The 26766-nt window shown below is 40.6% G+C and carries 18 protein-coding genes, 1 other RNA gene and 1 other annotated feature; of the genes, 2 read left to right on the top strand and 17 right to left on the bottom strand.

The window, feature by feature from the left end; translation table 11 throughout:
* Positions 1 to 528: 528 nt before the first annotated feature.
* The gene (locus AC6I5B_RS06595; RefSeq protein ID WP_022250839.1) at positions 529 to 1275 is read left to right on the top strand and encodes an N-acetyltransferase; all 747 of its coding nucleotides are present in this window, start codon (positions 529 to 531) and stop codon (positions 1273 to 1275) included.
* Between the two features lie 94 nt (positions 1276 to 1369).
* Here the strand turns inward: AC6I5B_RS06595 and pheT are convergent, their stop codons facing one another.
* The 17 genes from pheT to AC6I5B_RS06510 all read right to left on the bottom strand — a co-directional run bounded on the left by pheT (position 1370) and on the right by AC6I5B_RS06510 (position 24732).
* Positions 1370 to 3787, bottom strand: coding sequence for a phenylalanine--tRNA ligase subunit beta (gene pheT, locus AC6I5B_RS06590; RefSeq protein WP_022250838.1), 2418 nt, complete (start codon positions 3785 to 3787; stop codon positions 1370 to 1372).
* A 76-nt stretch (positions 3788 to 3863) separates the two neighbouring features.
* A complete protein-coding gene (gene pheS / locus AC6I5B_RS06585) occupies positions 3864 to 4883 on the bottom strand; it encodes a phenylalanine--tRNA ligase subunit alpha (protein WP_004614060.1) in 1020 nt (339 codons plus the stop codon).
* A gap of 51 nt (positions 4884 to 4934) precedes the next feature.
* Positions 4935 to 5165 (bottom strand) — a binding site (T-box leader).
* A gap of 30 nt (positions 5166 to 5195) precedes the next feature.
* Positions 5196 to 6017: a YihY/virulence factor BrkB family protein gene (locus AC6I5B_RS06580; protein ID WP_004614061.1), complete on the bottom strand. Its 822-nt coding sequence runs from the start codon at positions 6015 to 6017 to the stop codon at positions 5196 to 5198.
* Positions 6018 to 6085: 68 nt separating this feature from the next.
* Entirely contained in the window at positions 6086 to 7405 is a 1320-nt protein-coding gene (locus AC6I5B_RS06575) for a SpoIID/LytB domain-containing protein (protein ID WP_004614062.1), read from the bottom strand.
* Positions 7406 to 7521: 116 nt separating this feature from the next.
* Positions 7522 to 7703: non-coding RNA, 6S RNA (ssrS, locus tag AC6I5B_RS06570), on the bottom strand.
* Between the two features lie 54 nt (positions 7704 to 7757).
* Positions 7758 to 10025: a transglutaminase-like domain-containing protein gene (locus AC6I5B_RS06565; RefSeq protein WP_004614063.1), complete on the bottom strand. Its 2268-nt coding sequence runs from the start codon at positions 10023 to 10025 to the stop codon at positions 7758 to 7760.
* A 12-nt stretch (positions 10026 to 10037) separates the two neighbouring features.
* Entirely contained in the window at positions 10038 to 11120 is a 1083-nt protein-coding gene (locus AC6I5B_RS06560; RefSeq protein ID WP_004614064.1) for a DUF58 domain-containing protein, read from the bottom strand.
* A gap of 13 nt (positions 11121 to 11133) precedes the next feature.
* Entirely contained in the window at positions 11134 to 12081 is a 948-nt protein-coding gene (locus AC6I5B_RS06555) for an AAA family ATPase (RefSeq protein ID WP_004614065.1), read from the bottom strand.
* Between the two features lie 131 nt (positions 12082 to 12212).
* Complete coding sequence (pckA, locus tag AC6I5B_RS06550; RefSeq protein WP_022250834.1) at positions 12213 to 13817, bottom strand: phosphoenolpyruvate carboxykinase (ATP); 1605 nt, start codon at positions 13815 to 13817, stop codon at positions 12213 to 12215.
* A 417-nt stretch (positions 13818 to 14234) separates the two neighbouring features.
* Positions 14235 to 15722, bottom strand: a complete 1488-nt coding sequence (gene thrC / locus AC6I5B_RS06545) for a threonine synthase (RefSeq protein ID WP_117787615.1) — start codon at positions 15720 to 15722, stop codon at positions 14235 to 14237.
* A gap of 104 nt (positions 15723 to 15826) precedes the next feature.
* The gene (locus tag AC6I5B_RS06540) at positions 15827 to 17119 is read right to left on the bottom strand and encodes a Na+/H+ antiporter NhaC family protein (protein ID WP_497773674.1); all 1293 of its coding nucleotides are present in this window, start codon (positions 17117 to 17119) and stop codon (positions 15827 to 15829) included.
* Between the two features lie 102 nt (positions 17120 to 17221).
* Positions 17222 to 17713, bottom strand: coding sequence for a 3-isopropylmalate dehydratase small subunit (gene leuD / locus AC6I5B_RS06535; protein WP_004614071.1), 492 nt, complete (start codon positions 17711 to 17713; stop codon positions 17222 to 17224).
* Entirely contained in the window at positions 17713 to 18987 is a 1275-nt protein-coding gene (gene leuC / locus AC6I5B_RS06530) for a 3-isopropylmalate dehydratase large subunit (RefSeq protein WP_044987782.1), read from the bottom strand. The genes leuD and leuC overlap by 1 nt, the downstream gene beginning before the upstream one ends.
* A gap of 76 nt (positions 18988 to 19063) precedes the next feature.
* On the bottom strand, positions 19064 to 19741 hold the full coding sequence (locus tag AC6I5B_RS06525; RefSeq protein ID WP_004614073.1) for a pilin N-terminal domain-containing protein: 678 nt from the start codon (positions 19739 to 19741) through the stop codon (positions 19064 to 19066).
* On the bottom strand, positions 19720 to 20544 hold the full coding sequence (locus tag AC6I5B_RS06520) for a class C sortase (protein ID WP_004614074.1): 825 nt from the start codon (positions 20542 to 20544) through the stop codon (positions 19720 to 19722). The genes AC6I5B_RS06525 and AC6I5B_RS06520 overlap by 22 nt, the downstream gene beginning before the upstream one ends.
* A gap of 19 nt (positions 20545 to 20563) precedes the next feature.
* Complete coding sequence (locus AC6I5B_RS06515) at positions 20564 to 22468, bottom strand: isopeptide-forming domain-containing fimbrial protein (RefSeq protein WP_497773673.1); 1905 nt, start codon at positions 22466 to 22468, stop codon at positions 20564 to 20566.
* A complete protein-coding gene (locus AC6I5B_RS06510; RefSeq protein ID WP_022250827.1) occupies positions 22411 to 24732 on the bottom strand; it encodes an MSCRAMM family protein in 2322 nt (773 codons plus the stop codon). The genes AC6I5B_RS06515 and AC6I5B_RS06510 overlap by 58 nt, the downstream gene beginning before the upstream one ends.
* Positions 24733 to 25005: 273 nt before the next feature.
* On the opposite strand from AC6I5B_RS06510, the gene AC6I5B_RS06505 reads away from it, so the two are divergent.
* Positions 25006 to 26700, top strand: a complete 1695-nt coding sequence (locus tag AC6I5B_RS06505; protein WP_044987865.1) for an ABC-ATPase domain-containing protein — start codon at positions 25006 to 25008, stop codon at positions 26698 to 26700.
* Positions 26701 to 26766: the final 66 nt, after the last annotated feature.

Here is a 26766-nt window from a genome sequence, read left to right as displayed (position 1 = left end):
TATCGATAACCCCAAAACCGAATTTGTCACTATAACAAGTATTATTGTGCTGACTCTCCCTATCCCTCAACATATTTCATATATGGAACAAACATATCTATACTATGATCATCGGAATACAACTGCTCCGGAGTCGATTCAGTGCTTAATGCTGAACCACATCCCGAAAAACTAATCATAAAAAAATACTCATACCTAAAATAGTAAATATTTTCTTCAATTCATTCACCTCCCATAACATCTATGCAAAATTCCAATTGAACAGTATCGACCTTCCCATTGCCTATGAAAACAATACCATCCTTCCGCTTGGTTGGCAAGCGGTTTTACGATTCAAATGCGCCGCCCGTGTAAAGCAGTGTTTTGATTACTACTGATTTTACATAGAGGATTTTATTATGAAAACACTTGATTTCTGTAGCTTCTGCACAGAAAATGCTGTATAATCACAGGTAAGTACAAAAAACTGCTTTTTCGTTTCCCCCATCATTGATTCTAACCTAAAGAATTTAGAAATGAGGTATTTTTATGGAATATATTAGAGTAACCAACGAGAATATAGACAAAGAGCATATATGCTGTGCCATTTCAAATAACAATGATATTCAAGTATCATCAAAAAAGGCTTGGCTACAAGAGCGATTTAACGAAGGCTTAGTTTTCCTAAAGAGCGAAGAACGAGGAAAGTGTTTTATTGAGTATATTCCTGCTGAAAATGCTTGGAATCCTATTATTGCAGATGGGTATATGTATATTAACTGTCTTTGGGTTGCTGGTTCATTCAAGGGTCATGGATACTCAACAGACTTATTAAATGCGTGTATTGAAGATAGTAAAACAAAAGGAAAACAAGGGTTATGTATTCTATCTTCCCAAAAGAAAAAAACATTTTTAGCTGACCCTAAATTCTTAAAATACAAAGGTTTCATCGTTTGCGATGAAGCAGATAATGGTATTCAATTATGGTGTTTACCATTTAATAAAAATTCCTTGTTACCTAAATTCAAGAAGTGTGCCAAGCACCCTCACATTGATGAAATGGGATATGTTTTATACTATACCAGTCAATGTCCATTTAATGCGAAATATGTGCCTATTGTAGAAGAAATCGCAAAAGAAAAGGGCGTACAGTTTAAATCTATTCATTTGCAAAGCAAAGAGCAAGCACAGAATGCACCTACGCCGATTACAACTTACGCTCTGTTCTATAATGGAGAATATTTAACAAATGAGCAGATGAATGATAAGAGATTTTTAAAGTTATTGGCAAAATAACCCCCAGCTTATAGAGCTAAGAAAACTTCCTCCTACATCCCGTTTCGTCTTACACAAAAAGTACCGCCATCTGACGGTACTTTCCTTCTTTTATTTACTGTCTTAATTCAATTCCCATTTCTTCCAATGCTTTCAAGATTTTCGTCATCGCAGAAGTCACATCTGCCTCTTCCAATGTCTTATCTTTTGCACGGAACACAATAGAATATGCAACAGATTTGAATCCTGCTTTAATCTGCGCTCCCTCATAAAGGTCGAATAATTTGTAGCTTTCTAAGTAAGCGCCGCCTTTCTTCGCAATCACTTCCTCGATCTGACCAACCAAAATTTCTTTCGGCACAACCATACTGATATCACGAGTCACTGCCGGATATTTTGCAATTCCTTCATATTTTCTGTCAAATGTAGCAAGTTCCACTACCTCCGGCATATCAATCACTGCAACATAAGCTCTTGTCCCGATTCCGTAAATATCTGCCACTTCTGGATGTACTTCTCCCAAGTATCCTACTACTTTTCCACCGTAAATGATATTTGCCTGACGTCCCGGATGCAAGAATGTCTTTCCTGCGTTTGGATCATATGTCTCTTTTTCATGCATACCGATTTTTTCAAAGAATTCTTCTACAACGCCTTTCATGCTGAAGAAATCACCTTCTCCATACATACCAAGTGTGAACTGCATACGTTCTTCCGGAAGTTCTGTGACCGGAAGCTGTTTTGGAAGATAAATATTTCCAAGTTCATACAAACGAACATCTTTATTTCTTCTGTTATAGTTTGTCGCAAGCGATGTTAACATTCCATTCAAAGAAATTGTTCTCATAATACTGTAATCTTCTCCAAGCGGATTCATAATCTCCACCGCTTCACGGAGTTTTGAGTCCGCCGGAAGCAACAGTTTATCAAATACTTTTGGACTTTCAAAAGAATATGTCATTCCCTGACTGAATCCACAGAACTCTGCAATATTTCTGGCTACTTCCTCCACACGAAGTTTGAATGACAATTTTCCTGTTGTTGCCTCTCCCCTTGGAAGTGTTGTCGGAATATTGTCATATCCGTAAAATCTTGCAACTTCTTCTGCAAGGTCTGCAAGTCTGAATAAATCATGTCTGAATGTCGGTGTGATCACTTCTTTTGCCTCTGCATCATATTCCAAGCCGATTTTTTCAAAATATCCAAGCATTTCTTCTTCTGAAATATCTGTTCCAAGCATCACATTGATTTTCTCTGCATCAAATGGAACGCGAACCGGTTCTTTTTCTTTTCCATATACATCAACGGTTCCTCCGACAACTTCACCTGCACCTAATTCTTCAATCAACTGGCAGGCTCTGTCGATTGCCGCTTTCGCATTGTTCGGGTCAAGTCCCTTTTCAAATTTTCCGGAAGCATCTGTACGAAGTCCGACTTTTTTGCTTGATTTACGGATATTTGTTCCATCAAAGCATGCCGCCTCAAACAATACGTTCTGCACATCATCTGTAATCATAGAGTTTTCTCCACCCATGATACCCGCAATACCAACTGATTTTTCTCCGTCGCAGATCATTAGGACAGATTCGTCCATCTCTCTTTCCTGTCCGTCTAATGTCACGAATTTTTCTCCTGCTTTTGCTGTCTTTACAACAATCTCATTTCCGGCAATCGTAGAAAGATCGTAAGCATGCATTGGCTGCCCATACTCTTCCATCACATAGTTTGTGATATCAACAAGATTGTTGATCGGACGGATTCCAACAGAAGCCAGTCTTCTTTGCATCCATCTCGGAGATGGTCCAATTTTTACATTTTTCACAACTCTTGCACAGTAGCGTGGGCAAAGCTCTGTGTTCTCCACAGTTACTTTAATATAATCATTGACATCTTCGTCATTTCCAGTCTCTGCCACAACCGGAGGACAGAATTCTTTTCTAAAAGTTGCCGCTGCTTCTCTCGCAATTCCCACTACACTAAAGCAGTCCACACGGTTTGATGTCACCTCGTATTCAAATACAACATCATTTCTTCCAAGTGCTTCAATCGCGCTGCTTCCAACTACTGCATCTTCCTCGAAAATATAGATTCCGTTCTCCGGAGCCTCCGGGTACATATCTGTTGTAGATCCAAGTTCTTCGATGGAACACATCATACCAAAACTTTCCACTCCACGAAGCTTTCCTTTTTTGATTTTGATTCCGCCTTCTACAACTTTCCCGTCATGACTTCCTGCTACACGTCCACCGTCTAATACAACCGGCACCTTTGCTCCTTCAAATACATTCTTCGCTCCGGTTACAATCTGAACAGTCTCTGTTCCAACATTCACCTGGCAGACAACCAGTTTATCCGCATCCGGATGTTTCTCAATTTTATCAATCTGACCAATTACAATTTTTTCAAGGTCTGCATCCAACACCTCAAATCCCTCTACTTTTGTTCCGGAAAGCGTCATCGCATCTGTGTATTCCTGCGCTGTGACATCAAGGTCCGGCACATATGCTTTTATCCATGATAATGATGTATTCATTTTCTAAATCCTCCTAAAAATTTCTACTCTTTGGCATATTCTGTCGCGCCGCTCATTTTACTCTTTGGCACATCTTCTAGAATTGCTTTAAGAATCTAATATCGTTTTCGTATAATAATCTCATATCGTCGATTTCGTATTTCAACAGTGCAATACGTTCCAATCCTACACCGAATGCGAATCCGTTGTATTCTTCCGGATCAATTCCGCACATTTCCAGTACATGTGGATGAACCATACCGCAGCCTAAAATTTCAATCCATCCGGAGCCTTTACAGAAACGGCATCCTTTTCCGCCACATTTAAAGCATGTCACATCCACTTCAGCGCTTGGCTCTGTAAATGGGAAGTGATGTGGTCTGAATTTTGTCTTTGTCTCTGGTCCGAACAATTCTTTTGCAAATACTTCCAGTGTTCCTTTCAAATCTGCAAATGAAATATTTTTGTCAATCACAAGTCCTTCAATCTGATGGAATGAAGGTGAATGTGTCGCATCCACTTCATCCGAACGGAACACTCTTCCCGGTGCTATCATACGAATTGGAAGTTTTCCCTGTTCCATCACACGTGCCTGCACCGGAGAAGTCTGTGTACGAAGTACGATGTCTTTGTTGATATAGAATGTGTCCTGCTCATCTTTTGCCGGATGATCTGCCGGAATATTCAATTTTTCAAAGTTGTATTCGTCATACTCTACTTCCGGTCCTTCCACCACTTCATAGCCCATGCCGATAAAAATTCTTTCAACTTCTTCCAGCGCAATTGTATTCGGATGACGATGCCCAACCATGTTTTTCTTAGATGGAAGTGTAACGTCAATAACCTCTTCTTTCAATTTTGCTTCACGGATCGCTTTTTCCATTGCTGTCTTTGCATTGTTAAGAGCTGTCTCAATCTCTTCGCGAGCTTCATTGACAAGCTGACCAACCTTCGGTCTGTCCTCAGCCGCTACATCTTTCATTCCTTTTAAAACAGCTGTAAGCTCTCCTTTTTTCCCAAGGAATCTTACTTTTACATCATTCAATTTTTCCGGCGCATCCGCTGCCTGAATCTGTGCCAATGCTTCTTCTTTGATGCTTTGTAATTTTTCTTTCATCGTTTTTATCTCCTTTAATTTTTTTACTTATAAAAAGAACCCCGCCCCCAAAAAAGGGACGAGGCTATATCGCGGTACCACCCTACTTCTCACAGAAATCTCCATGAGCACTCGGACTGCGTAACGTGCAGATACGTTATCTTCTACTTTTCTTTATATCGTTCAAAGATACAGCTCCCGTGCGAAATTCGATTCCCATTTGAACTAAAGGAAACTTCCAGCCGATGATTTCCTCTCTCTGTTAGAAAATAGTGCTCTACTAAACACGTTCCATGCCTTTTTGTATTCAAAATTCCTTTTCATTTTAACACATTAATTCGTAATGTCAAGATGTTCCTCGACCAAAACATTAATTTCTCCGCCCAAAAGCATGACATACATACAGAAATATAGCCACAGCATAATCAATACAATCGTCGTCAAACTTCCATACATATTGGAAAATCCTTTGAAAATATCCATGTAAACCGAGAAAATGAAAGATGCCAGCGTCCAACCAAACGCTGTAAACACAGCCCCTGGAAACTGATACTTTATCTTTCCCTTATGATTTGGGAGAAAACGATAAATACAGGTAGAAAATACAATCAGCACTAACAGCGTCGTAACCGTTCGAATTTCAATGATAAAATCCGTCACATACCGGAAAATCGGAACATGTTCGTTGACAAACATACTAATACTGTTACCAAATCCAAGCAGGACAAGAGACAACACAATCGCAATGATAAAAAGTACCGTGTAGAAAGCTGCCCGGATTCTCAAAAAAATATAGTTTCTTGTCTCAATTTCCTCATGAATGCAGTTCAGTCCGTTTGTGATTGCAAGCACCCCGCGCCCCGCAGACCACATCGTCATAAGTGCTGTCAAAGGGATCACCGCACGTGATTGGTTATACACTTCATTCACAATAGAAATCATTGTCGCACGAATTGTCTTCGGGAACACTTCATAAACCGCCGTCATCACATCCGCTTTTGTTACCGGCGTATATCGCACCAAAGTCAGCAAAAGCAAAATGATCGGAATTAAAGAAAGTACAAGAAAAAACGCAGACTGTGCTGCATATGCCCCTACATGGTCTCTTCCTACTTTTTCTAAAAACTCATTTACTTTTTTCACCAAGACTCTCATAAAACGATTCCTTCTCTTTTTTATCTTACGCAATCATATCACGAAACATTCTTTTCGTAAAGTATCTTTCACTCCACGGTCACTCCCTGATAAAACAATTGTAAGATCTCTATGTATGTTTTTCCGCATTTTGCCATCTCATTTGCTCCATTCTGGCTCATCCCGATTCCGTGTCCGTATCCGCCTCCATTTATAATATAATTTCCTTCACTTTTCTCTATTTGGAAAAACGCGCTGGGCAATAAATTTTGACTGTCCACCACTGTCCCATCTTGTTTTTCAATTTGATATCCTTTTCCTCCCAAGGCTCTTCGTATCTTATTTTCAGTATCAACAGTCACGCTTCCACCATCTCCCTGTGCCACTATCTGAAGTGCCACGCCTCCTGCTCCCCGCTTTGTGACCGATACATTTTGAAGTGTTCCGATTTCCGTTGCTGTGTTTAGCTCAATCAGATTAGACAATACCCTTTCCGGCACCACCGCCTTCCATCTATACCACGGAAGTTCTGCTTCATATGAATTTCCATCTTCCTTGCAAATCTCCACACTTTGCAGATACTGATTTTGTTCATCCGGCGTCGTCCCCCACGCCTCAATCCCAGTTGTTTTTCCGCAGGAAGTAGAATAATAATAAGCCGTCACAACCTGATTCTGATACCATAATTTTTGTCCCCGTGTCTCATCCACCGCTCGAACAGCCGACTCCTGCTCCTTAGAATTCCCATACACCTGAAAAGAAGTGCTGTCATCTACATGTGCATTATACTCCGGATAAGATAGTCCTTGTGTCTGATTATAAGCATAGCTTCTCGCACAGACCGCCTGTGCTTTGAGCGCTTCTAACTCGTAAGATGCAGGCATCTCACTTGGAACGACCGCATACAGATATTCCTCCAAAGGAAGTTCATTTACAAGTATCATTCCTTCCGCACTGGAAAACAGCTCAAAACTCCCCAGATACGACGGCGTCCCATACCCTCTATTGAGACTTGAAACCGTAATCTTATCGCCGGAAACCACAGATTCCACTTTAATCGTTCCCTTCTGAAACATCGCGTCATCAGGTGTGACAGCAAACACTTCACCTTGACCATACTCCCTCTTTTCATCTCCTGCAGTCGCAATAAGTCCCCCTTCTGCCTGAAATTTTATTTCTGCATGTGCAATTTCTTGAAATCCATTCGTTTTGATCACTACCCGAATCATTTGCTCCTCCGTCTGCGCCTTTGATTGCGTCTCCTCTTGTTGTATCTTCGGAAGCTTCGACTCAATATCAAGTTCTGTTTCTCTTTTTTTTCTTTCCGAAAACATAATTACAAGAAAAATCGCAACAACAAAAAGCATTATCCCATAATACACATATTTTTCATTTAATTTTCGTTTCACAAGCTACCTCTTGTCCACTCTTTTTTCTATAGTATATACAAAAATATCTTTTTTTATGAAACTAGAATCTTTACACTAAAATAAGCAGCTACTTTCGTAGCTGCTTTTCTCTTTTGTAGTCCCCCAAAATGCCGTTTTCCATATTTTGACTCCTAGCAAACGCTAGGTGGGCAACCGCATCTGCTTTTCTGCCTTCCTCTGCAAAAACCGGAGGCTTGACATATTACAGAGATATAAGAATCCCGTTTAAAGTACTGTAGGTTCAAAATAATGGAAGTATCGCACATCCCAGGTTCTTTCTAAACATATTATAAGACATTGTGTAGTATTTTTCAACTATATTATCACATTTCTACAAAGAAATTCCGTTCCAGTATTTCCACCAGATTTTTTTCCACCACACAACATCCACAGACACTTCTCTTTTTATCTGACAGTATAGCTTTCGGCACATCTGATATTCTTCTTTTTCAATTTTTTCATTTCCAAAATTTGCCTGATAGACAATCTTCACCACCTGGTCTACATCTTCTTCCCTGATATTCGGATATGCCTTGCAAAGTTTCTGAGTAAACTCTCCATCAACTTCTTCGCTTTTTTCTACCTTCCCGGCAAGAACAAGCAATTCAAACATCCTATGGAACAACTCTTTGACGTATTCGGTATAGCCGTGGTTTCTGCTGATTCGTCTTTTCTTCAAAATCCAAACTCGCCTTCCAAAAAACACCGTAAATGCAATCAAAAACATTCCCACGAAAATCCCTACAATCATATGCAGCGGATTATCCGATCGTTTTTCATTTTCTTCTGCCGACAATTTATCTTTTCCCTCTCCAGACTGATTGTTTTCTTCATCCGTTTCTTCCTGTTTATCCTGCAGCTCATTTTGCTGCGTCTCATCTTTCTTTGATTCACTCTTCTGCAACTGTGACTCTGTCTGTTCCTGCAAAGTGTTCATCTCATCTGGTATGACGGTCATGGTATTTCCTGAATATCCGGGAGTTGTCTCCACCGGAATCCAGCCGATGCCCTGTACATAAGCTTCCGCCCATGCATGTGCAGACGCTCCTGTTACCAGGGCTTCATACTCACCCTCTTCATTCAGCTTAAATGCACTTGGCAGCACTGCATATCCGGCAACATATCTTGCCGGAATTCCTTTCATACGAAGCATCAAAGTCGCAACTGTGGCAAAATGCTCACAATATCCTTTTTTATTTTCAAAATAAAAATATTCTGCGACATCTTCCCCTACAAGAGTCTTTCCGGGTTCCAGACTATATTCCGCCTGCCCATCCAGCACTTGTGCGATTTCATCCATCACGCTCCACACATCTGTCGCAGGTACACGTTTTTCTACTTCCTCTAAAAAACTTTTCTCAACCTTTGCCGGCACTTCTGTATCATATTTCGATACATATTTAAAATATGCATTTTCCAAGGGACTTTTCGTGTTTTCCAGCGCTGCAGAGCCAAAGGATTCAAGCGGGCAGTATTGGATATCATATTTTTTTGCATCTCCCTTCACATACGAATCGGATACAATCTCATCTTTCTCTGTATAATATCCCCCGTAAGGAATATATTTATACTTTGTATTTGCCCCTACATTTTCAATATAGAGCGTCTCTTGCGAACTGACTGTTTTTAGTTTTTCATACAAAAGATTCCGCACTTCCTCCGTCTGTGCATTTTGCTGACGAATCCAGCTTTGAAATTCTTTCCTTCTTCCCTCTTTCCATTTATTATCCTCATATATCGTTCCAATATACCCTTGCAGATAAATTTTTTCCTGTGGCTTTGTCTGCGAAGTGATGACCAATTGCTTTTCATCATCTTTTGCGAACTCTCCTGCTCCGCCAATCACTCCATCATTCACTCCTCCCTTTGCTTTTCCAAAAAAATCCAATGATTTTTCTTTCAAAAGCTCCGAGATCTGTTTTGTAACATCCTTTCTATCCCCGAACGCTTTCTGCACCTGCATTCCAGAAAACATGCTCCCAACGGCAAGTGCCGCAGCAACAAGAATCACTCCCACAAATCCTGACCGTCTCTGCACCTGAAATCCTCTTTCCGTTTTTGCCGCCACAATTCCCCCAACTGAAAGCATGCAAAGAACAACCTCTGCCATCTTTGGCACCTTTCCCACTGTAAACGGTATCAAAATGCCGACTCCGAGCAAAACAACCGGCATCCACGAGTGTTTCATACACACAATCCCATACGATAGCAGCATTCCTATCAGTATCCCCAGCACAACCATTCCGTAATCTACAGATGCATCTACATTAAAGTAGGAGCCTAGATAAATCTGAAAATACTCTTCAGCTGTTTCCAGAACGCTTCTTTTGATACACAACAATGACTCCCGCAGAGTTTCTCCCCTTAACAGATACAAAAGCAAAACACTTCCAATCGAAACACTCCACGCAAGAACCTTTCCACTCTTCTTTTCCATCAACAAAAGAAGAGTCTCTATTGCGCAAAAAAGTAATATGATAGAAAATACTTCCGCCTTTTGATATTTCAATTGGAATGTGTTTGTAATCGCAAGCAGTATTCCCGCTGTTCCCATGCAGACATAGAGCAGCATTGCACAATGATATCCCCATTTTTTCATACGCATCCTCCTCTATACCACAATTTCAACAGAGTGAAAAAAGACCTCTAATCCATCTTGAACCATATCCATTTTTTCGTTTCCATTAATCTGCAGCTTCATTCCCGTATCTATTTTCACCATTGCTGCATAGATATCGTTCTTATATGTGTAGCGATACTGCTCCTCCATATTCTGTTCGAGACAGTTTGGGGAAAATTCCAACACTTCCATAATGCATTCATATAAATCCTCTTCCGTTCGGACAAGAATCCTCATAATTCCATCCTCATTTTTCTTCTTCCAGACTACATAATGGGCACACTCCCGTTCAAGCAATGCTGCTGAAAGCGATACTACCGCTTCCATAAACAAATTTCCCACACGACTTCCCTTTGTATCCTCTTCCATCAACAATACAACCGTTGCTCCCAATGGATAACTGAATTCCTTGATATACAAAGTGTTTTCTCTGGCGCTTAATTTCCAATGCACTTTCTGCATACGATCACCTGCCTGATATTCCCGTACATCGTAGATTTCCGCGCTGTCCTCTCCGCCTCTGTCCTGCGCATAGGATTCACCATCCACCGGAAACCATTTTGTTCGATTGCTCACAATCAGGTTCACCGGATATACTTTCGGCATCACAGTCGCAAACAGTTTTTCTTTTGGTCTTTTTGTAATTCCTAAAATGCCAAGTGCATCATAGCAAACAACCTTTCTCATCTGAATTTCTATTTTCCCACAATATTTTGGAATCATTTCGCACGTCAAATTTTGTTCCTGTCTGCCATTCAAATACACCTTATATTTTCGTTTTTCTTCTTTTCCGTCTGCCACATACCGATAACAAAACTGTACTTTAACCGGAACTGGAAATGCCATTGGATTTTTCAGACGAATCTTTACGGCGCAGCTTTCTTTTTGCTCCAGCATGATCCGATCCATCTTCATATAGGCACTGATTCTTCGCCTCCCAAAAACAGCCATCATCAGACAAAACAGTAAAAAAATAATTTCTGCCGCCAACACTGAACCGCCTTCTTTCCATTCATACAGCAGATTCAGATAAATCGTGACTGTCACTATCAGTAAATAGATCCACTTTTTCATCCGACACGCTCCTTCATCGTTCCTTTGGGTTTGGAGCTTGTACACCGTTCAAAATCTCCTCTATAATCTCCTGTACCTTCACACGGTTGAGCCGTGCTTTTGCATTCAGCTGAATGCGATGCCTTGCCACATTTTCAAAAATTTCCTGCACGTCTTTCGGGACACAATAGTTTCTTCCATTCAGATACGCAATCGCCTTTGTCATCTTTGCAAGCGCCACAGTCCCACGTGGACTGATTCCAAGTTCAATCATCGGATGCTTTCTCGTCTCTGTAACTAATTCGCCAATATAGCTATAAATCACATCGTGAATATAAATATTCTCCACCTCTTTTTGCAAAAGCACAAGCTGATCCGCTCTCAAAATCGGTCGTATTGAGTCGGTTATATTTCCTCTTTGATTGCCTTTTACAATTTCAATCTCCTGCGCCATATCCGGATATCCGATTGTAATACATATAAAAAATCGGTCTAACTGCGCTTCCGGAAGCATCTGAGTTCCCGCCGATCCAATCGGATTCTCCGTTGCGATCACAATAAACGGATGCGGAACTTCCCTCGTCACTTTGTCAATTGTAACCGTTCCTTCCTCCATAACTTCCAAAAGCGCAGACTGTGTCTTCGGCGATGTCCGATTAATCTCATCAGCCAAGAGAAGATTGCACATCACCGCTCCCGGTTCATAATAGAATTCTCCGCTTTTCTTATCATACATGGAAAATCCTGTGATATCCGCCGGAAGTACATCCGGTGTGAACTGCACCCTGTTCTGTATAAGAGTCATGCTTTTGGCAAAGGCAACCGCCATCGTTGTCTTCCCTACTCCCGGTATATCTTCGATTAAAATATGTCCGCCCGCTAAAATCGCAGCCAGAATTTTTTTCACACATTCGTCTTTTCCAATCACTGCCTTTTTCACTTCTTCTATAATTTTCCGTGCTACCTCTACATATTGCGCCATTTTCCGACCTCCTTCATACAACTGTGAAACCTTATCCTTATCTTATCATGTTTCCTCCATGTATTCTATAGTAGTACACAAAAAACCGAGTGCGTATTACACACTCGGCATTTTCTATCTTATAATATTTCTTATAACTGTGGACCAGCAGAAACAAGCGCTTTACCAGCCTCGTTGCTTTCATATTTTGCGAAGTTCTTAATGAATCTTCCTGCAAGGTCTTTTGCTTTTTCTTCCCACTCTGCTGCATCTGCGTATGTATCACGTGGGTCAAGAATATTTGTATCAACTCCTGGAAGTTCTGTAGGTACTTCAATGTTGAAGTATGGAATCTTCTTTGTAGGAGCTTTCTGAATATCTCCGTTCAAGATTGCATCAATGATACCACGTGTATCTTTGATAGAGATACGTTTTCCTGTACCATTCCATCCTGTGTTTACAAGATATGCTTTTGCACCGTTTGCTTTCATCTTCTTAACAAGTTCTTCTGCATATTTTGTTGGGTGCAGTTCCAAGAATGCCTGTCCGAAGCAAGCTGAGAATGTTGGTGTAGGTTCTGTGATTCCACGTTCTGTACCTGCAAGTTTTGCTGTAAATCCAGATAAGAAGTAGTATTCTGTCTGCTCTGGTGTCAATACAGATACCGGTGGAAGTACTCCAAATGCATCTGCTGACAGGAAGATTACATTCTTTGCTGCCGGTGCTGCTGATACCGGACGTACAATTTTTTCAATATGATCGATTGGGTAAGATACACGAGTGTTCTCTGTTACACTCTTATCGTCAAAGTCAATCTTTCCGTTTTCATCTAATGTTACGTTCTCAAGAAGTGCATTTCTCTTGATTGCGTTGTAAATATCTGGCTCAGATTCTTTATCAAGGTTAATAACTTTCGCGTAGCATCCACCTTCAAAGTTGAACACACCATTGTCATCCCATCCGTGCTCATCATCACCGATCAGAAGACGTTTTGGATCTGTAGACAATGTTGTCTTACCTGTTCCTGAAAGTCCGAAGAAGATTGCTGTATTTTCTCCGTTCATATCTGTGTTAGCTGAGCAGTGCATAGAAGCAATACCTTTCAATGGGAGGTAGTAGTTCATCATAGAGAACATACCTTTTTTCATCTCTCCACCGTACCATGTGTTCAAGATAACCTGTTCACGGCTTGTGATATTGAACATAACTGCTGTCTCAGAATTCAAACCAAGTTCTTTATAGTTTTCAACTTTTGCTTTAGATGCATTATAAACAACGAAGTCTGGTTCGAAGTTCTCAAGCTCTGCTTCTGTTGGCTGGATGAACATGTTCTTAACAAAGTGTGCCTGCCATGCCACTTCCACGATAAAACGAATTGCCATACGTGTATCTGCATTTGCTCCGCAGAATGCATCTACTACAAATAATCTTTTGTTAGAAAGTTCTTTAATTGCAAGTTCTTTACATGTATCCCAAGCTTCCTGAGATGCTGGATGGTTGTCATTTTTATATTCATCTGAAGTCCACCATACAGTATCTTTTGAGTTCTCGTCCATAACGATGAATTTATCTTTAGGAGAACGTCCTGTATAGATACCTGTCATAACGTTGACTGCACCAAGTTCACTTTCCTGTCCTTTTTCAAAACCTTCAAGTTCTGCTTTTGTTTCTTCTTCAAATAACACTTCATAAGAAGGGTTGTAAACTACTTCTGTAGTTCCAGTGATACCATATTTGCTTAAATCAATTTTTGCCATCTTAATAAACCTCATTTCTTAATATAGTAGTTTGAATTTTTCCAAGTTTCACTGATTTTAATTATACATACTTCACTAATAAAGTCAATACTTTTTTGAAAGATATGACATACATCTAATTCATTTCTTCCTGTAATTTCATTAAAATTCTATAAAATAAATATTAAAAATGCAAGTTCGAAACTTGAACCCTGCATTTTTTACGCATTTTTCATATATTTTTAATTATATTCACTCATTTCACACTGAATTTTGCAATTCGCTTGTCAAAAATTTCACGTTCATATTCTTCTAAAAAAATCTTTCTTGTATTCCGGTTTTTATTCAAAAAAATCTCAGAAGTACAGCATCTGCCTGCACCTCTGAGACCTTCTTTGAATTGTTAATGCAATTTATTTTTCAGAAAAATGCAGACTTTTACACGTTCAGTATCTCTTTTACTGTCTCCTCCATCTTGTCCGCATCACATTCTCTTGTATGAACAATCTTGGCATCTCGAATTTCTTCAATTGCTTTTGGAATCTTGACACATGAAATCTTTTCCAGTTCCGCTATCAAGTCAAATTCTTCCAACGTATCATACTTTTCATCAATGGAAGTCATCACACTTCTTGCAAATTTATACGGACTTGCAGTAGATGCAATCACTGTCTTTCTCTCATCTTTGTTTTCCTCAAGATATGCTTTCCCAACCGATGCCGCAACTGCTGTATGCGTATCGATCACATATCCTGTAGATTTATAAATCTCAGAGATTGTCTTCTTCACTTGGTCTTCCGTTGCATATCCTGCCGCAAAATCATCCAAGTTCTCCTTCATCTCTTTTGAAATCTCATAAACACCCTGTGATTTTAATGCGCGCATCAAATCCTGATTCTTTACAGCATCCTGACCTGCAATGAGATAAATCAGGCGCTCTAAATTGCTTGAAATCAAAATATCCATTGATGGTGATGTTGTCAAAATGAATTCTCGATTTTTATCATACACACCTGTTTGGAAGAAATCGAACAAAACTTTGTTCTCGTTCGATGCACATACAAGTTTTGCGATTGGAACTCCCATCTGTTTTGCATAATATGCCGCCAAAATATTTCCGAAATTCCCAGTAGGAACAACTACATTAATCTGCTCTCCCTCTGCAATTTCTTCATTTTTAAGCAATTTTGCATATGCATACACATAATATACAATCTGTGGCACAAGCCGACCGATATTGATAGAATTAGCAGAAGAAAATTGATAACCCGCAGCATCCATCTCTTTTGCAAGCTCTTTATTTTCAAAAATTGCTTTCACACCACTTTGCGCATTATCAAAATTCCCATGGATTGCAACAACCGATGTATTTTCACCTTTTTGTGTCACCATCTGAAGTTCCTGCACCTTGCTCACACCGTCTTTTGGATAGAATACAATAATCCTTGTCCCTTTTACATCCGCAAATCCTGCAAGCGCTGCCTTCCCGGTATCTCCGGAAGTCGCTGTCAGAATCACGATCTCATTCTTTACATTGTTTTTCTTCGCAGAAGTCGTCAATAAATGTGGTAAAATGGACAATGCCATATCTTTAAAGGCAATGGTTGCTCCATGAAATAACTCTAAGTAATACATACCATCTGCTTTCACAAGAGGCGCAATCTCTTCAGTATCAAATTTTGAATCATATGCCTTTGTGATACAGCTTTTTAATTCTTCTTCCGTAAAATCGGTAAAAAACTGTTTCATCACCGCATATGCAGTCTCTTGATAAGACATCTCTTTCAGTGTCCCCATATCGACATTCAGCTTTGGAATCGTCACTGGAACAAAAAGCCCTCCGTCATCTGCAAGACCTTTTAAAATTGCCTCGGAAGCTGTCACTGTTTTTTCTGCGTTTCTTGTACTTTTATACAATAAATTCATCTCAACCACCCTTTTTCACATTTTTTCACTATAGATATAAATATATCACAAAACTTGCGACTTCGCAATTTCGTTTTTTACTGTGACGGACATTTGTCACTCTGCTACATACGTTTTCGTTCTTTTCGGAACAAAATAAAGCAGATTGCACTAATCGCCATCAGAATCGGATAATACAGATATGGTATAATTTCAAACGGTGTAAGTGCTGTTAACGTCGCTGCTGAAAGGAGTTGTGCCCCATAAGGGATCAGCCCCTGTCCCACGGATGTAAAAATATCCAAAAGAGAAGCTGACCGTTTCGGATCAATGTCAAATTCTTCGCAGATTTCCTTTGCGATCGGTCCCGCCATGACAATTGCAACCGTATTATTTGCCGTACATGCGTCCACTAAAAGAGACAGTCCGGCAATTCCAAGTTCTCCCCCTCTTCTGCCACTGATTCTTGATTTGATTAAGTTTAAAATAAACTGGATTCCACCGTACTCCTTCACAAGCGAAACAATACCTGCCACAACAATCGATATTACCGTAATATCATACATTCCTGTCACGCCTTCCCCAATTACACTAAACATCTCAGATGCTGCAAGTGTTCCCGTTGCCACACCTACAATCAGTGAAAGAATTGTTCCACTGATCAGCATGATAAATACATTGATTCCTATCAACGCTCCGACTAAAACCAAAACATATGGTACTACCTGCCACAAGTTGTACGTAAGCGCCTCTGTAATCTCATAGCTTCCATTTCTTGTAATCATAAAGAAAATAATAATGGTGATAACTGCCGCCGGAAGCACAATCAAAAAGTTCGCTTTAAACTTATCTTTCATCTCACAGCCCTGTGTCTTTACAGCTGCAATCGTAGTATCTGAAATCATAGATAAGTTGTCACCAAACATTGCGCCACACACAACTGCTCCAATGCAAATCGCCATCTCATATCCCGTCTTTTCACTGATTCCCACAGCAATCGGTGCGAGTGCCGCAATCGTCCCCATAGATGTTCCCATAGAAACTGAAATAAAGCAGCCGATGACAAAAAGACCTGCAACTGCAACATTAGACGGAAGCACAGAAAGGCCAAAATTAACCGTACTTTCCACTCCGCCTGCTGCCGTCACGGCTCCGGAAAATCCACCGGCGCATAGAAAAATAAGACTCATCGTAATAATATTCTCATCCCCTACGCCTTTTGAAATCACTGACAATTTCTCAGCAAATGACAACTGTTTGTTCTGCATAAACGCTACTGCCAACGCGATCAAAAAAGCTACGATTGCAGGCATCGCATAAAAATCTCCTGTTACAATACCGGAACCCAAAAAGATTACCAGAAATACTCCAATAGGGAGCAGGGCAATTGCCCTTCCTTTGTTCTCTACTTGATTCATTCTTTTCCTCCTCATTTTCGTAAAGTTGCCTTATTGTATCATATATTTCTCCTGCAATCAAATACCCCGGCACAAAAAAACTATGCCGGGGTATCTTTTCTGTTATTTTTTCTTGCTATTTGTATAATTCACCAATCCGCCTGCTGCGATTAGTTTCTGCATAAATTCCGGAAACGGTTGTCCCTGAAACTCTGTTCCCTTTGTTCGGTTATAAATCTTTCCGCTGTCAAAATCCACTTCTACTTCGTCTCCTGCTTCAATACCATTCGCTGCTTCGGGACATTCGATAATCGGGAGTCCGATATTGATTGCATTTCGATAAAAGATTCTGGCAAATGTCTCTGCAATCACACAGCTTACGCCCGCTTCTTTCAGGCAAAGCGGTGCATGTTCTCTTGAAGAACCACATCCAAAATTTTTATTTGCAACAATCATATCACCCGGTTTTACTTTTTTTGCAAATTCCGGATCGATATCTACCATCGCATGGCTTGCTAATTCTTTTCCGTCAAAAGAATTCAAGTATCTTGCCGGAATGATTACATCGGTATCTACGTTGTCTCCATATTTGAATACGTGTCCTAATGCTTTCATTACTTATCACCTACTTTCTCTGGATTGGCAATGCATCCCGCAATCGCACTTGCCGCCGCAACTTCCGGAGATGCCAGATAAATAAGTGAATCTACATGTCCCATTCTTCCCACGAAGTTACGGTTCGTTGTAGATACACATTTCTCACCTGCTGCCATAACTCCCATATGACCTCCCATACAAGGTCCGCAGCTCGGAGTATTAAATGCACAGCCCGACTCAATAAATGTTGTCACAAGCCCTTCCTCAATACATTGTAAATAAATCTTTTGTGTTGCCGGAATTACCATCACACGCACATCCGGATGTACTTTATGTCCCTTCAAAACCGCTGCCGCTCTGCGCATATCTTCCATTCTTCCGTTCGTACAAGAGCCGATCACTACCTGATCGATCTTAATCGGTTCCATCTCCTCTACTTCGTCAATTGTCTTTGCATTGCCCGGCAAATGCGGAAATGCTACTGTTGGTCTCACCTTTGACAAATCAATCTCCACCACTTCGTCATATTCGGCATCCTCATCAGCAGTATAAACCTTATACTCTTTCTCGGAATGTTCTTTCATGTAAGCTTCCGCTTTTTCATCTACGATGAAAATACCATTTTTAGCACCGGCTTCAATCGCCATATTTGCCATTGTAAAACGGTCATCCATAGAAAGATTCGCAATACCATCTCCTACAAATTCCATCGATTTGTACAGTGCTCCATCAACTCCGATTTTTCCTATAATATGTAAGATAATATCTTTTCCGCTGACATATTTCCCCGGCTTTCCGGTGAGCACAAACTTGATTGCACTTGGCACTTTAAACCACAATTCTCCTGTTGCCATACCGGTTGCAATATCCGTCGTACCTACTCCTGTAGAAAACGCTCCAAGTGCGCCATATGTGCAGGTATGAGAATCCGCACCGATGATACATTCACCTGCAACTACAATTCCTTTTTCTGGCAGAATCGCATGTTCAATCCCCATTTGCCCGATTTCAAAATAATGTGTCAGGCACTGACATTTTGAAAACTCACGGATTGATTTTGAATTTTCTGCTGATTTAATATCTTTATTCGGCGTAAAATGATCCGGTACCAGCACTACCTTATCTTTGTCAAACACTTTATCTGCCATCTGATAAAACACCGGAACCGCCATCGGTCCTGTAATATCATTTGCCATAACCACATCTAATTTGGCTTCAATCAATTGTCCTGCAGTTACAGATTCCAGTCCTGCATGCGCGGCAAGAATCTTCTGCGTCATCGTCATTCCCATTTGGATGCCCTCCTTTTCCTGTTCTGTCTGATATTCTATCATATTCAAAAAGGATGTGACAAGGTGCGATATTAACCTATTTTTGTTTTTTCCAAATGTTCTGCATGCATAAAATCACTACGATTCCCAAAGATAATAAACCTATACCATACCAAGTTTTTTGCATTGCATCTCCTGTTTCAACCGGCTTTGCTTCCTGCTTTTCCACAATCGGGATATGTTTTGGGATCACTTCGACTTCATATGACATTTCTCTGCTTTCCGCATTCCACGTCGGCAGCGCAATCAGAAACGGAGTAATCCGATCATACTCTTTTGTCTCTTCCGCCACAAATAAATATACTCCCGTCTCTAAATTCTTTAGCTCTATTTCACCGTTTTTGTCTGCCCTGACCTTTGCACTTCTTTTACCGGAGAATGCTTTTAATTTTTCAGCTGCCTCTTCTAACTGCTCAGCTGTTTCAATTTGATTCAAATCCACTTTAGATGCCTCAAACTGCTCTGTCAATTCATAACTTCCATCCTTCCAGTCTGCTACTTTTATATAGGAAAATTCTACTCCTTCTTTTTTCGTTCCCTTTTTCCCATCTGTTAAGCTGATATGAATATTTCCATATTTCCCTAACTCTTTTTTATACTCTTCTTCCGGAATGAAAGGACTTTCTCCTCTCGCTGCTTCTACATTCTTCCATGCTCCCACTGTCAAAAAACTAATCATCAGGAACAACATTACTATTTCCTTTGTCTTAAACATCTCTTCCTCCTGTTTCGTTTTTTCGGTACAAAAACAGACACAAGAAATGCGGCCGGAAGTCCGTCAAAGAACAGTTCTCGTATAGACGGAACCTTCTTTGGCAAGTTCTTCCTTTCACTCTCCCGATAAGGCACTCTTTTTCCGGTTACTACCAGACGATGTGTGTTTAACCCATATGGAGTGCACGTAATCAGAGACACTAAATCTTCTCCTTTTTCCGGTTCCAAAACCTCTGTGATTTCTGGTTCGATTACTTCTATTTTCGACACCTCATAAGCAAGTGTTCTTCCACAAACATCCAAAAAGAATAAATCTTCTTTCTTCAATTCATCCAGCCTTGTAAACAACTTTGAATTTGGAAGTCCCCTATGCCCCGTAATCACACATCTTGTATTCTCTCCTCCAACCGGAAGTGCACTACCTTCCATATGACCTGCCCCAACAGCCAGAACATCTTCCTCCGTCCCATGATAAATCGGTAACTTCACACTGATTTTTGGTATTACAATAACTCCCATCACTCCGGTCTTCGACACATTCAAAAGTGTTTCATAATGTTCCTCACGAAGTGTCTTCTCCATCATTCCAGCCACTATTTTCCCATGTATCTGCTGTAACATCTCATTATATTTTTGTGCTTCTCGCCACACGGATTCCATATCTTTCGTTTTCTCCAACCCATTTTCATAAGTGGTGATCACCTTTTGCTGCCTCTCTTGCTCAATACGATTACTCACAAGCGGATATGAGCACAATAGAAATCCGGTTATAAAGCAAAGTATGGTCATTACTTTTCGCTTCATATTTCATCTCCTGAATCTGCTACTTTTTTTGTCCTCCATATTTTCTGTGCAGGCAAACTGTAAAACCACTCAAAAGAAGACTTCCGGCTCCAACCAAAAGAAGCATAGCTGATGATCCTGTCACCGGCAATTTCTTTCCTACTGTATTAATGACATTTAAATTTGCAGATCCACTTTCACTATCCGTTACAAGTTCTATATTACGCTCTTCAAAGTCACCATTTAAAAATTCCTTCATATATACATTTGCCTCTAATTTCTGCAAAATTTTATCCGTACCTCCCTCTCCTTTGATATAGCTGTTTCTTTCTTCCGTAAAAACAGCCTTAAGCTTCAGTACAATCGGATCTAAGATCGGACGGTACCCCGTAGGCGCTGATGTCTCTTTCAGATAATATGTGCCGCTATCCAAACCAAAAATTATAAAATTACCATTTGAATCTGATTCCATCTCAACAGCCTCTTCCGGAACAGAATTTCCCGAAAAATCACGGTTAATCACGCAATACCCATCTTCTATTTTCTTTATATACACCTCATTTTTTAAGTCCTTATCTGAATATAATCGAAATTTTGCTCCTTCCAATTTTGCTCCGTGATTATTGGTTTTCAATCCATTTAATTTGTATGTAAAACAGACAACCGTATCCCACGGTGTATATCCGGTACTTCCCTCGCCATTCGAATCCGGATTGTTTGAAAATTCCAGACGCACATCATTTTCAAATCCAGGTCGCCCGGTATCTTGTGCTGCTTTTTCATTCAAAGTAGCCTCATACGTCAAAACCACTTTCTGCCCATACACATTTTCATCCACTTCATTTTTTCGATCAAATTCTCTGTCTACGATCGCTTTCAAATCATTGATTGCCACTCGAAATGTCTCATCATCTCCCAGATTTGTGGACACTTGAAATTCATCTTTTCTTAGAGTATAATACTTTGACTGTGAACCGGATGTTTCATAAATTGTAATTGCGACAGAATCCTCATGAAATGTCAATGCTTCATCCATACAGTCATGCCATGCATAGTAATAGGTGTCGTACCCATTGATGTTTGGAACCCGGGACTCGTATTTATATGGAACAGTCTGTCCGATTTCATAATCGGCAATATCATTCCAACCGTCATTTCCAATCATCTCTTTATAATCATCTTCCTGTATCTTTTTCGTCACACTTGGATAGTCTGACTTCACATTCATATCCGCATCCGGATTCGCTGTTGTCACAATACAAAGTGAAGACGATGCATGGGTTCCATCTACATTACTCACTTCATCCGTCACATAATATCCATAATCCAGACCTCCAATTACAATCGAATTGTCCTTCCTTGTCTCTGTTACCCTAACCACATCAGGCTCTGCCTGATCTTTTGCGATTTGATCTCGCAATTTTTCCACAAAATACCGATAGGAACTATAACTGCCTTCCAATGGCTGCTCTTCATTTGCCCCCTCTACCTGATTTTGATTTAGAGATTGGATATGATCAATCACCTCATACTCTGTCACCTGTTCTGCGTCTTTGCCAATTGCTTCGCCGACTACTTTCTTTACCGGCTTCTCATAGTTTGGATTGAGTGTATATTGTATGGATTCTCCGCCTGCTGCATTTTCCGCATGGAAAATCTGATATACATGAAATTTCTTTTCCTGGAGAGGCTGACCGCTGTTTCCTCGAATTGTAATACTCGCATCTCCTCTTTTAAAATCTGCTATTCCACCTGGTGTTTCGACTGGATTCAGGTTCTTGGTTTCTGTCTCCCATGCTGCCGACACTTCCGCCAATGCAGCCTGTTCAGACATCAAAAATATTGCCGCGCAAACCGATACACACACCGTTTTCATCATTCTATTTTTCATCGTCTTATTCTCCTTATCTTTTTTCTTTTCTGTTGTCTGCCTGCAATTAAGCATAAGATTCCTCCTGCTGCCAGCATTAGAAGCATCCATTTAGATCCTGTATCCGGAAGTTTCATACCCGTTTCATTGATTACCGTGACATGCGTCTCCCTGTCCGCTTTTGTTCCGCCTACCGAAAACATACCGTCCGAATCAGATGCATCATAGGCTTTTCCATTTACATAAAACAGAAACGTATCTTTTGCCGGAATACTCTCTACCCACAGTTCATACACCAGTGGATTTCCAAACAGATCAACTGGGATACGATATCCTTCCGGCGCCTTGGTCTCCTTCATATAGTATCGTTTTCCAACTTCCAAATTTCTTAACTCCAATACCCCATCAGTACCTGTCTCTCCTCTCATCACAACATTTTCACACGTCTTCTCTGCATACAGTGTAAACTCTGCTCCTTCGAGGCGTTTCCCTTTCTGATTCTCTTTGTGGATCAAAAGTCGAAACGGTGCCAGAGGATCTTCCATGGTCACAATTATATTTCCTTTATCTGTCACCTGAATCTCTGCTTTTCCCAGCGTATCATCTATCTTGGATGTGATACTGATCTGATTGTCTTGTGCAACATAGAATTCAATTACATTTCCATTTAGCAGATAGCCCTCCATTACAGATATCTCTTGAATTTTATGCGTTCCATACTGTAGTCCTTTCAGTGTCAATTCTCCATTTTGATCCGTCTCTATCGTTTCCTTCTTCCCATCTGGACTTTCATGTTCAAATTTCACTCCCGGAATCGGGACGTCTAAGCCTTCCTGTCTTTTGATCAAATCCAGTTTTAAAATGCGCTCCGGTACACCCAGTGTATTGTAAGTATCCACGGATTCTGTATTTCCTTTTGCCGTAATCTGTCTTACAAACAGTTCCGGATTGAGCAAATATCCTTCCGGCGCTTTTGTCTCCTGAATCGTAATCGTCCCAATCGGCACAGCCGGTCGACCATTCAGATCCACATATAACGCATCTCCTGATACGAGATGTTTCTTTCCATAAGAACATTGTCCGTCTTCATCCGTCTCAAATACCCATGTCCGTTTCGCTGTCTTACCTAACTTTTCCGGATCTGTATCTTCTTCCCATAGTCCGTCATAATATTTTACAGTGAATCTTGCTCCACGAAATGTGGCTGCTCCCTGCGGCTTATTTTCTCCAGTGTCCGCGTCCGTTTTTCTCAGTAATATCTCAATTGTGCAAAGTTGTGGAACATCTTCAAACATTACCTTACTTTCACGCCCGGAAGATATTGTCACTGTTTTCGTCTCCGGATTTAGCGCGTACCCTTTTGGCGCCTTGATTTCTTTCACAAAATAGGTCCCCGCCTGCAATGAAAGTACATTTGAGTCCCCTTTTGCATCTGTTTTAAGCACACCTACTCTGGATGATCCGGAAAACGAAGCCTCTTTATACACTCCAAATTCTGCTCCTTCAAGTGAATAATTTCCATTCTGAGTTGTCACAGAAGGATTCGCAGACTCTTTTTTTAATCGAACCGTGCCGAACGGCTTGTACGTGCCTCCCCACTTACTCAGCGGTTGTCCTGCACCCTCATACATTATTCCGTATGCATCCTGAAAATACTGATAATTTTTTCTGGCCCATGCCATTCCATTTGCCATATACTCACTTTTGTGTGTTGCAAGCCAGTGTCCCAAATTACACTTCACATTATTTCCGGTCTCTATCACCACGTTTCCATACCAATGATGTGCCTCATTCAACACCCACCAGACCGCGCACTGCTTAAACAGATAATCGTAGTTACTGTTAATTCCACTGCATGCATAATGATCATAGTAATAAAACATTGCCGCAATCATCTGAATCGTGGCTTTGTTATAATATTTTGCAGCATCGACCGCCGTTTTGTAGCCTGCCCGAAAGGAAACTGTCGGATTCGCGCAATATAATTCTTCCCCATTGCTTGTTCCCAATCTCCCCTCGTTCCAGTGCTCTAAAATCACCCACGGAGTGCCATCCGGCGCAGTCTGATTGTAATCCACAATATCAATTGCACCTACATTCGCCTCCAATACCTGCGCATAAATAGTGCTTTTAGCCGCAAATTCTGCTCTTGGAATTTCCTCGTATCCTTCCACGGTACCAACTCCTACTTCCCGCAAAATTTCCCGTATGTCCTCTGCCATCTGAAGTTTTTCTTCCACAGAAGGAGGATCTTTTGGCTCCTGTGCATAAACACTCAGCGTGCCAAGAACCGTCGCGCAGATTAAGACGAACGAAAAAAGCTGTTTTATTTTTTTCAAACTTTTTCCTCCAATCTTGAATTTTTCTGTTAATATAGTTTCCCTTACACGATCCTCCTTCCTAATATGCAAATTGTTCTCGTTTTGGATACTTGGGATGATCATCCCTTTTGAATAATTGAATTGCTCTTAGACGAGTGCCTTTATCATAGTCTCATTCCACTCATTTGTCAACAGAAAAAAAACAAATAATACAACAAAAGCTAGAAACGTTTCTTATTCTCTGATAAAATAAATGTATTTCAAAAAGAAAGAAGGATTTTTATTATGGCTATACAGTCTTCTGCAGCCTTGCAGACTTTATTAAATCGAATACACCGCAAAAGCTATCCAGCTTACAAAGAAACAAAAGGTATCTATCAGTTTGACCGCTATGTGCTCTCAATCGACCACGTGCAGGGAGACCCTTTTGCCTCCCCATCCAAAGTGAGCATCCGTGTTCTCGGAAAAGATGCTCGTTTTCCTTCTATACTGTATGACAGTTACGAAAAAAGGATCGCTCTTCAAGATTATCTGACCCGCAAATTTCACCAGGGGATTGACCGTTATAATTTTAAGGCAAAGGGTTCCGGAAAAAGTGGGTTATTGTCCATCAGCCAATGCAGGCAGGAAATTTTAGAGCGTACCGCCTGCACAACCCATCCCAAAAACGGAGATATTGTACTTCGAATGGAAATTGGATTTCCGGCAAACGGACGAACGATCAATGCACAGGAACTCATTCGGATCTTATTTGATTTTCTTCCTGACTGCGTGTATAACACCTTATTTTATGCAAAATTGAACCACCAGAAATTACAGCAGATCCATGATCTTGCAGAAGATCAGGCATACATTCGTCACGAGCTAAAAAGACGAAACCTCGTAGCTTTTGTCGCAAACGGATCGGTTCTTCCAAGAGAATCCGGCATTTCACCACGTCCGCTGAAAGATGCCGTGCCTTTTTCTTCTCCTGCTTCTCTTGAAGTTACGATGTCTCTTCCACATAAGGGTGAGCTTATCGGAATGGGGATTCCAAAAGGAATCACATTGATTGTAGGTGGCGGGTATCATGGAAAATCAACATTGCTCAACGCTTTAGAACTCGGTGTCTATAATCATATTGCAGATGACGGCAGAGAGTACGTTATCACAGATGACACTGCCGTAAAACTCCGCGCAGAAGACGGTCGCAGTATCAAACACACAGATATTTCCATGTTTATCAACAATCTGCCAAATGGTAAAGATACTGTCTCTTTTTATACTGAAGACGCCAGTGGAAGTACTTCCCAGGCTGCCAATGTCATCGAAGCGATGGAGACCGGTTCGTCGCTGTTTCTGATTGATGAAGACACCAGTGCGACAAACTTTATGATCCGCGATGAATTGATGCAGCGCGTTGTCAATCGAAACAAAGAGCCGATTACACCGTTTATTGAGCGTGCCCGAATGCTCTTTGAACAATATGGTATTTCATCCATCATCGTAGCCGGAAGCTCTGGATCCTATTTTCATATTGCCGATTTGATTTTACAGATGGATCAATATGTGCCATTTAACATCACGGACTTTGCCAAGCAGGAAGCAAAAGCCTTCCCATTGCCAGATTATGACCATTTGGCTGTTCCTGATATTCCGGATTATAAACGTATTCCAAAACCAAATTCTGCATTTCGGTCGCAGGGAAAATGCAAGGTTAAGACACTTGGAAAAGATGCTGTACAGATCAACCGGGAAACGATTGATCTGCGCTACGTGGAGCAGCTTGCTGACTCCGAACAGACAACCGCGCTCGGATACATCATCAAGCATTTAGAAAGTAATGCAATTGACGGAAAAAAGAACTTGCAGACATTAGTAGATACTCTGTATCAAACATTTGACCAAAACGGATTTTCCAGCATTGCACCGAACACAAACATGGCACTTCCGCGCAGACAAGAAATATTTGCGGCATTGAATCGTTATCGAAAACTAAATTTATAGATTTGTTTGTTTTTAACTAGTTTCCTTTTATTTTTCGACATTTTTTTTATTAAATGACTAGTAATT

The organism is Faecalimonas nexilis (assembly GCF_059731825.1).
The sequence above is the reverse complement of the archived record's forward strand: the minus strand, read 5'-3'. Positions and strand labels throughout refer to the sequence as shown.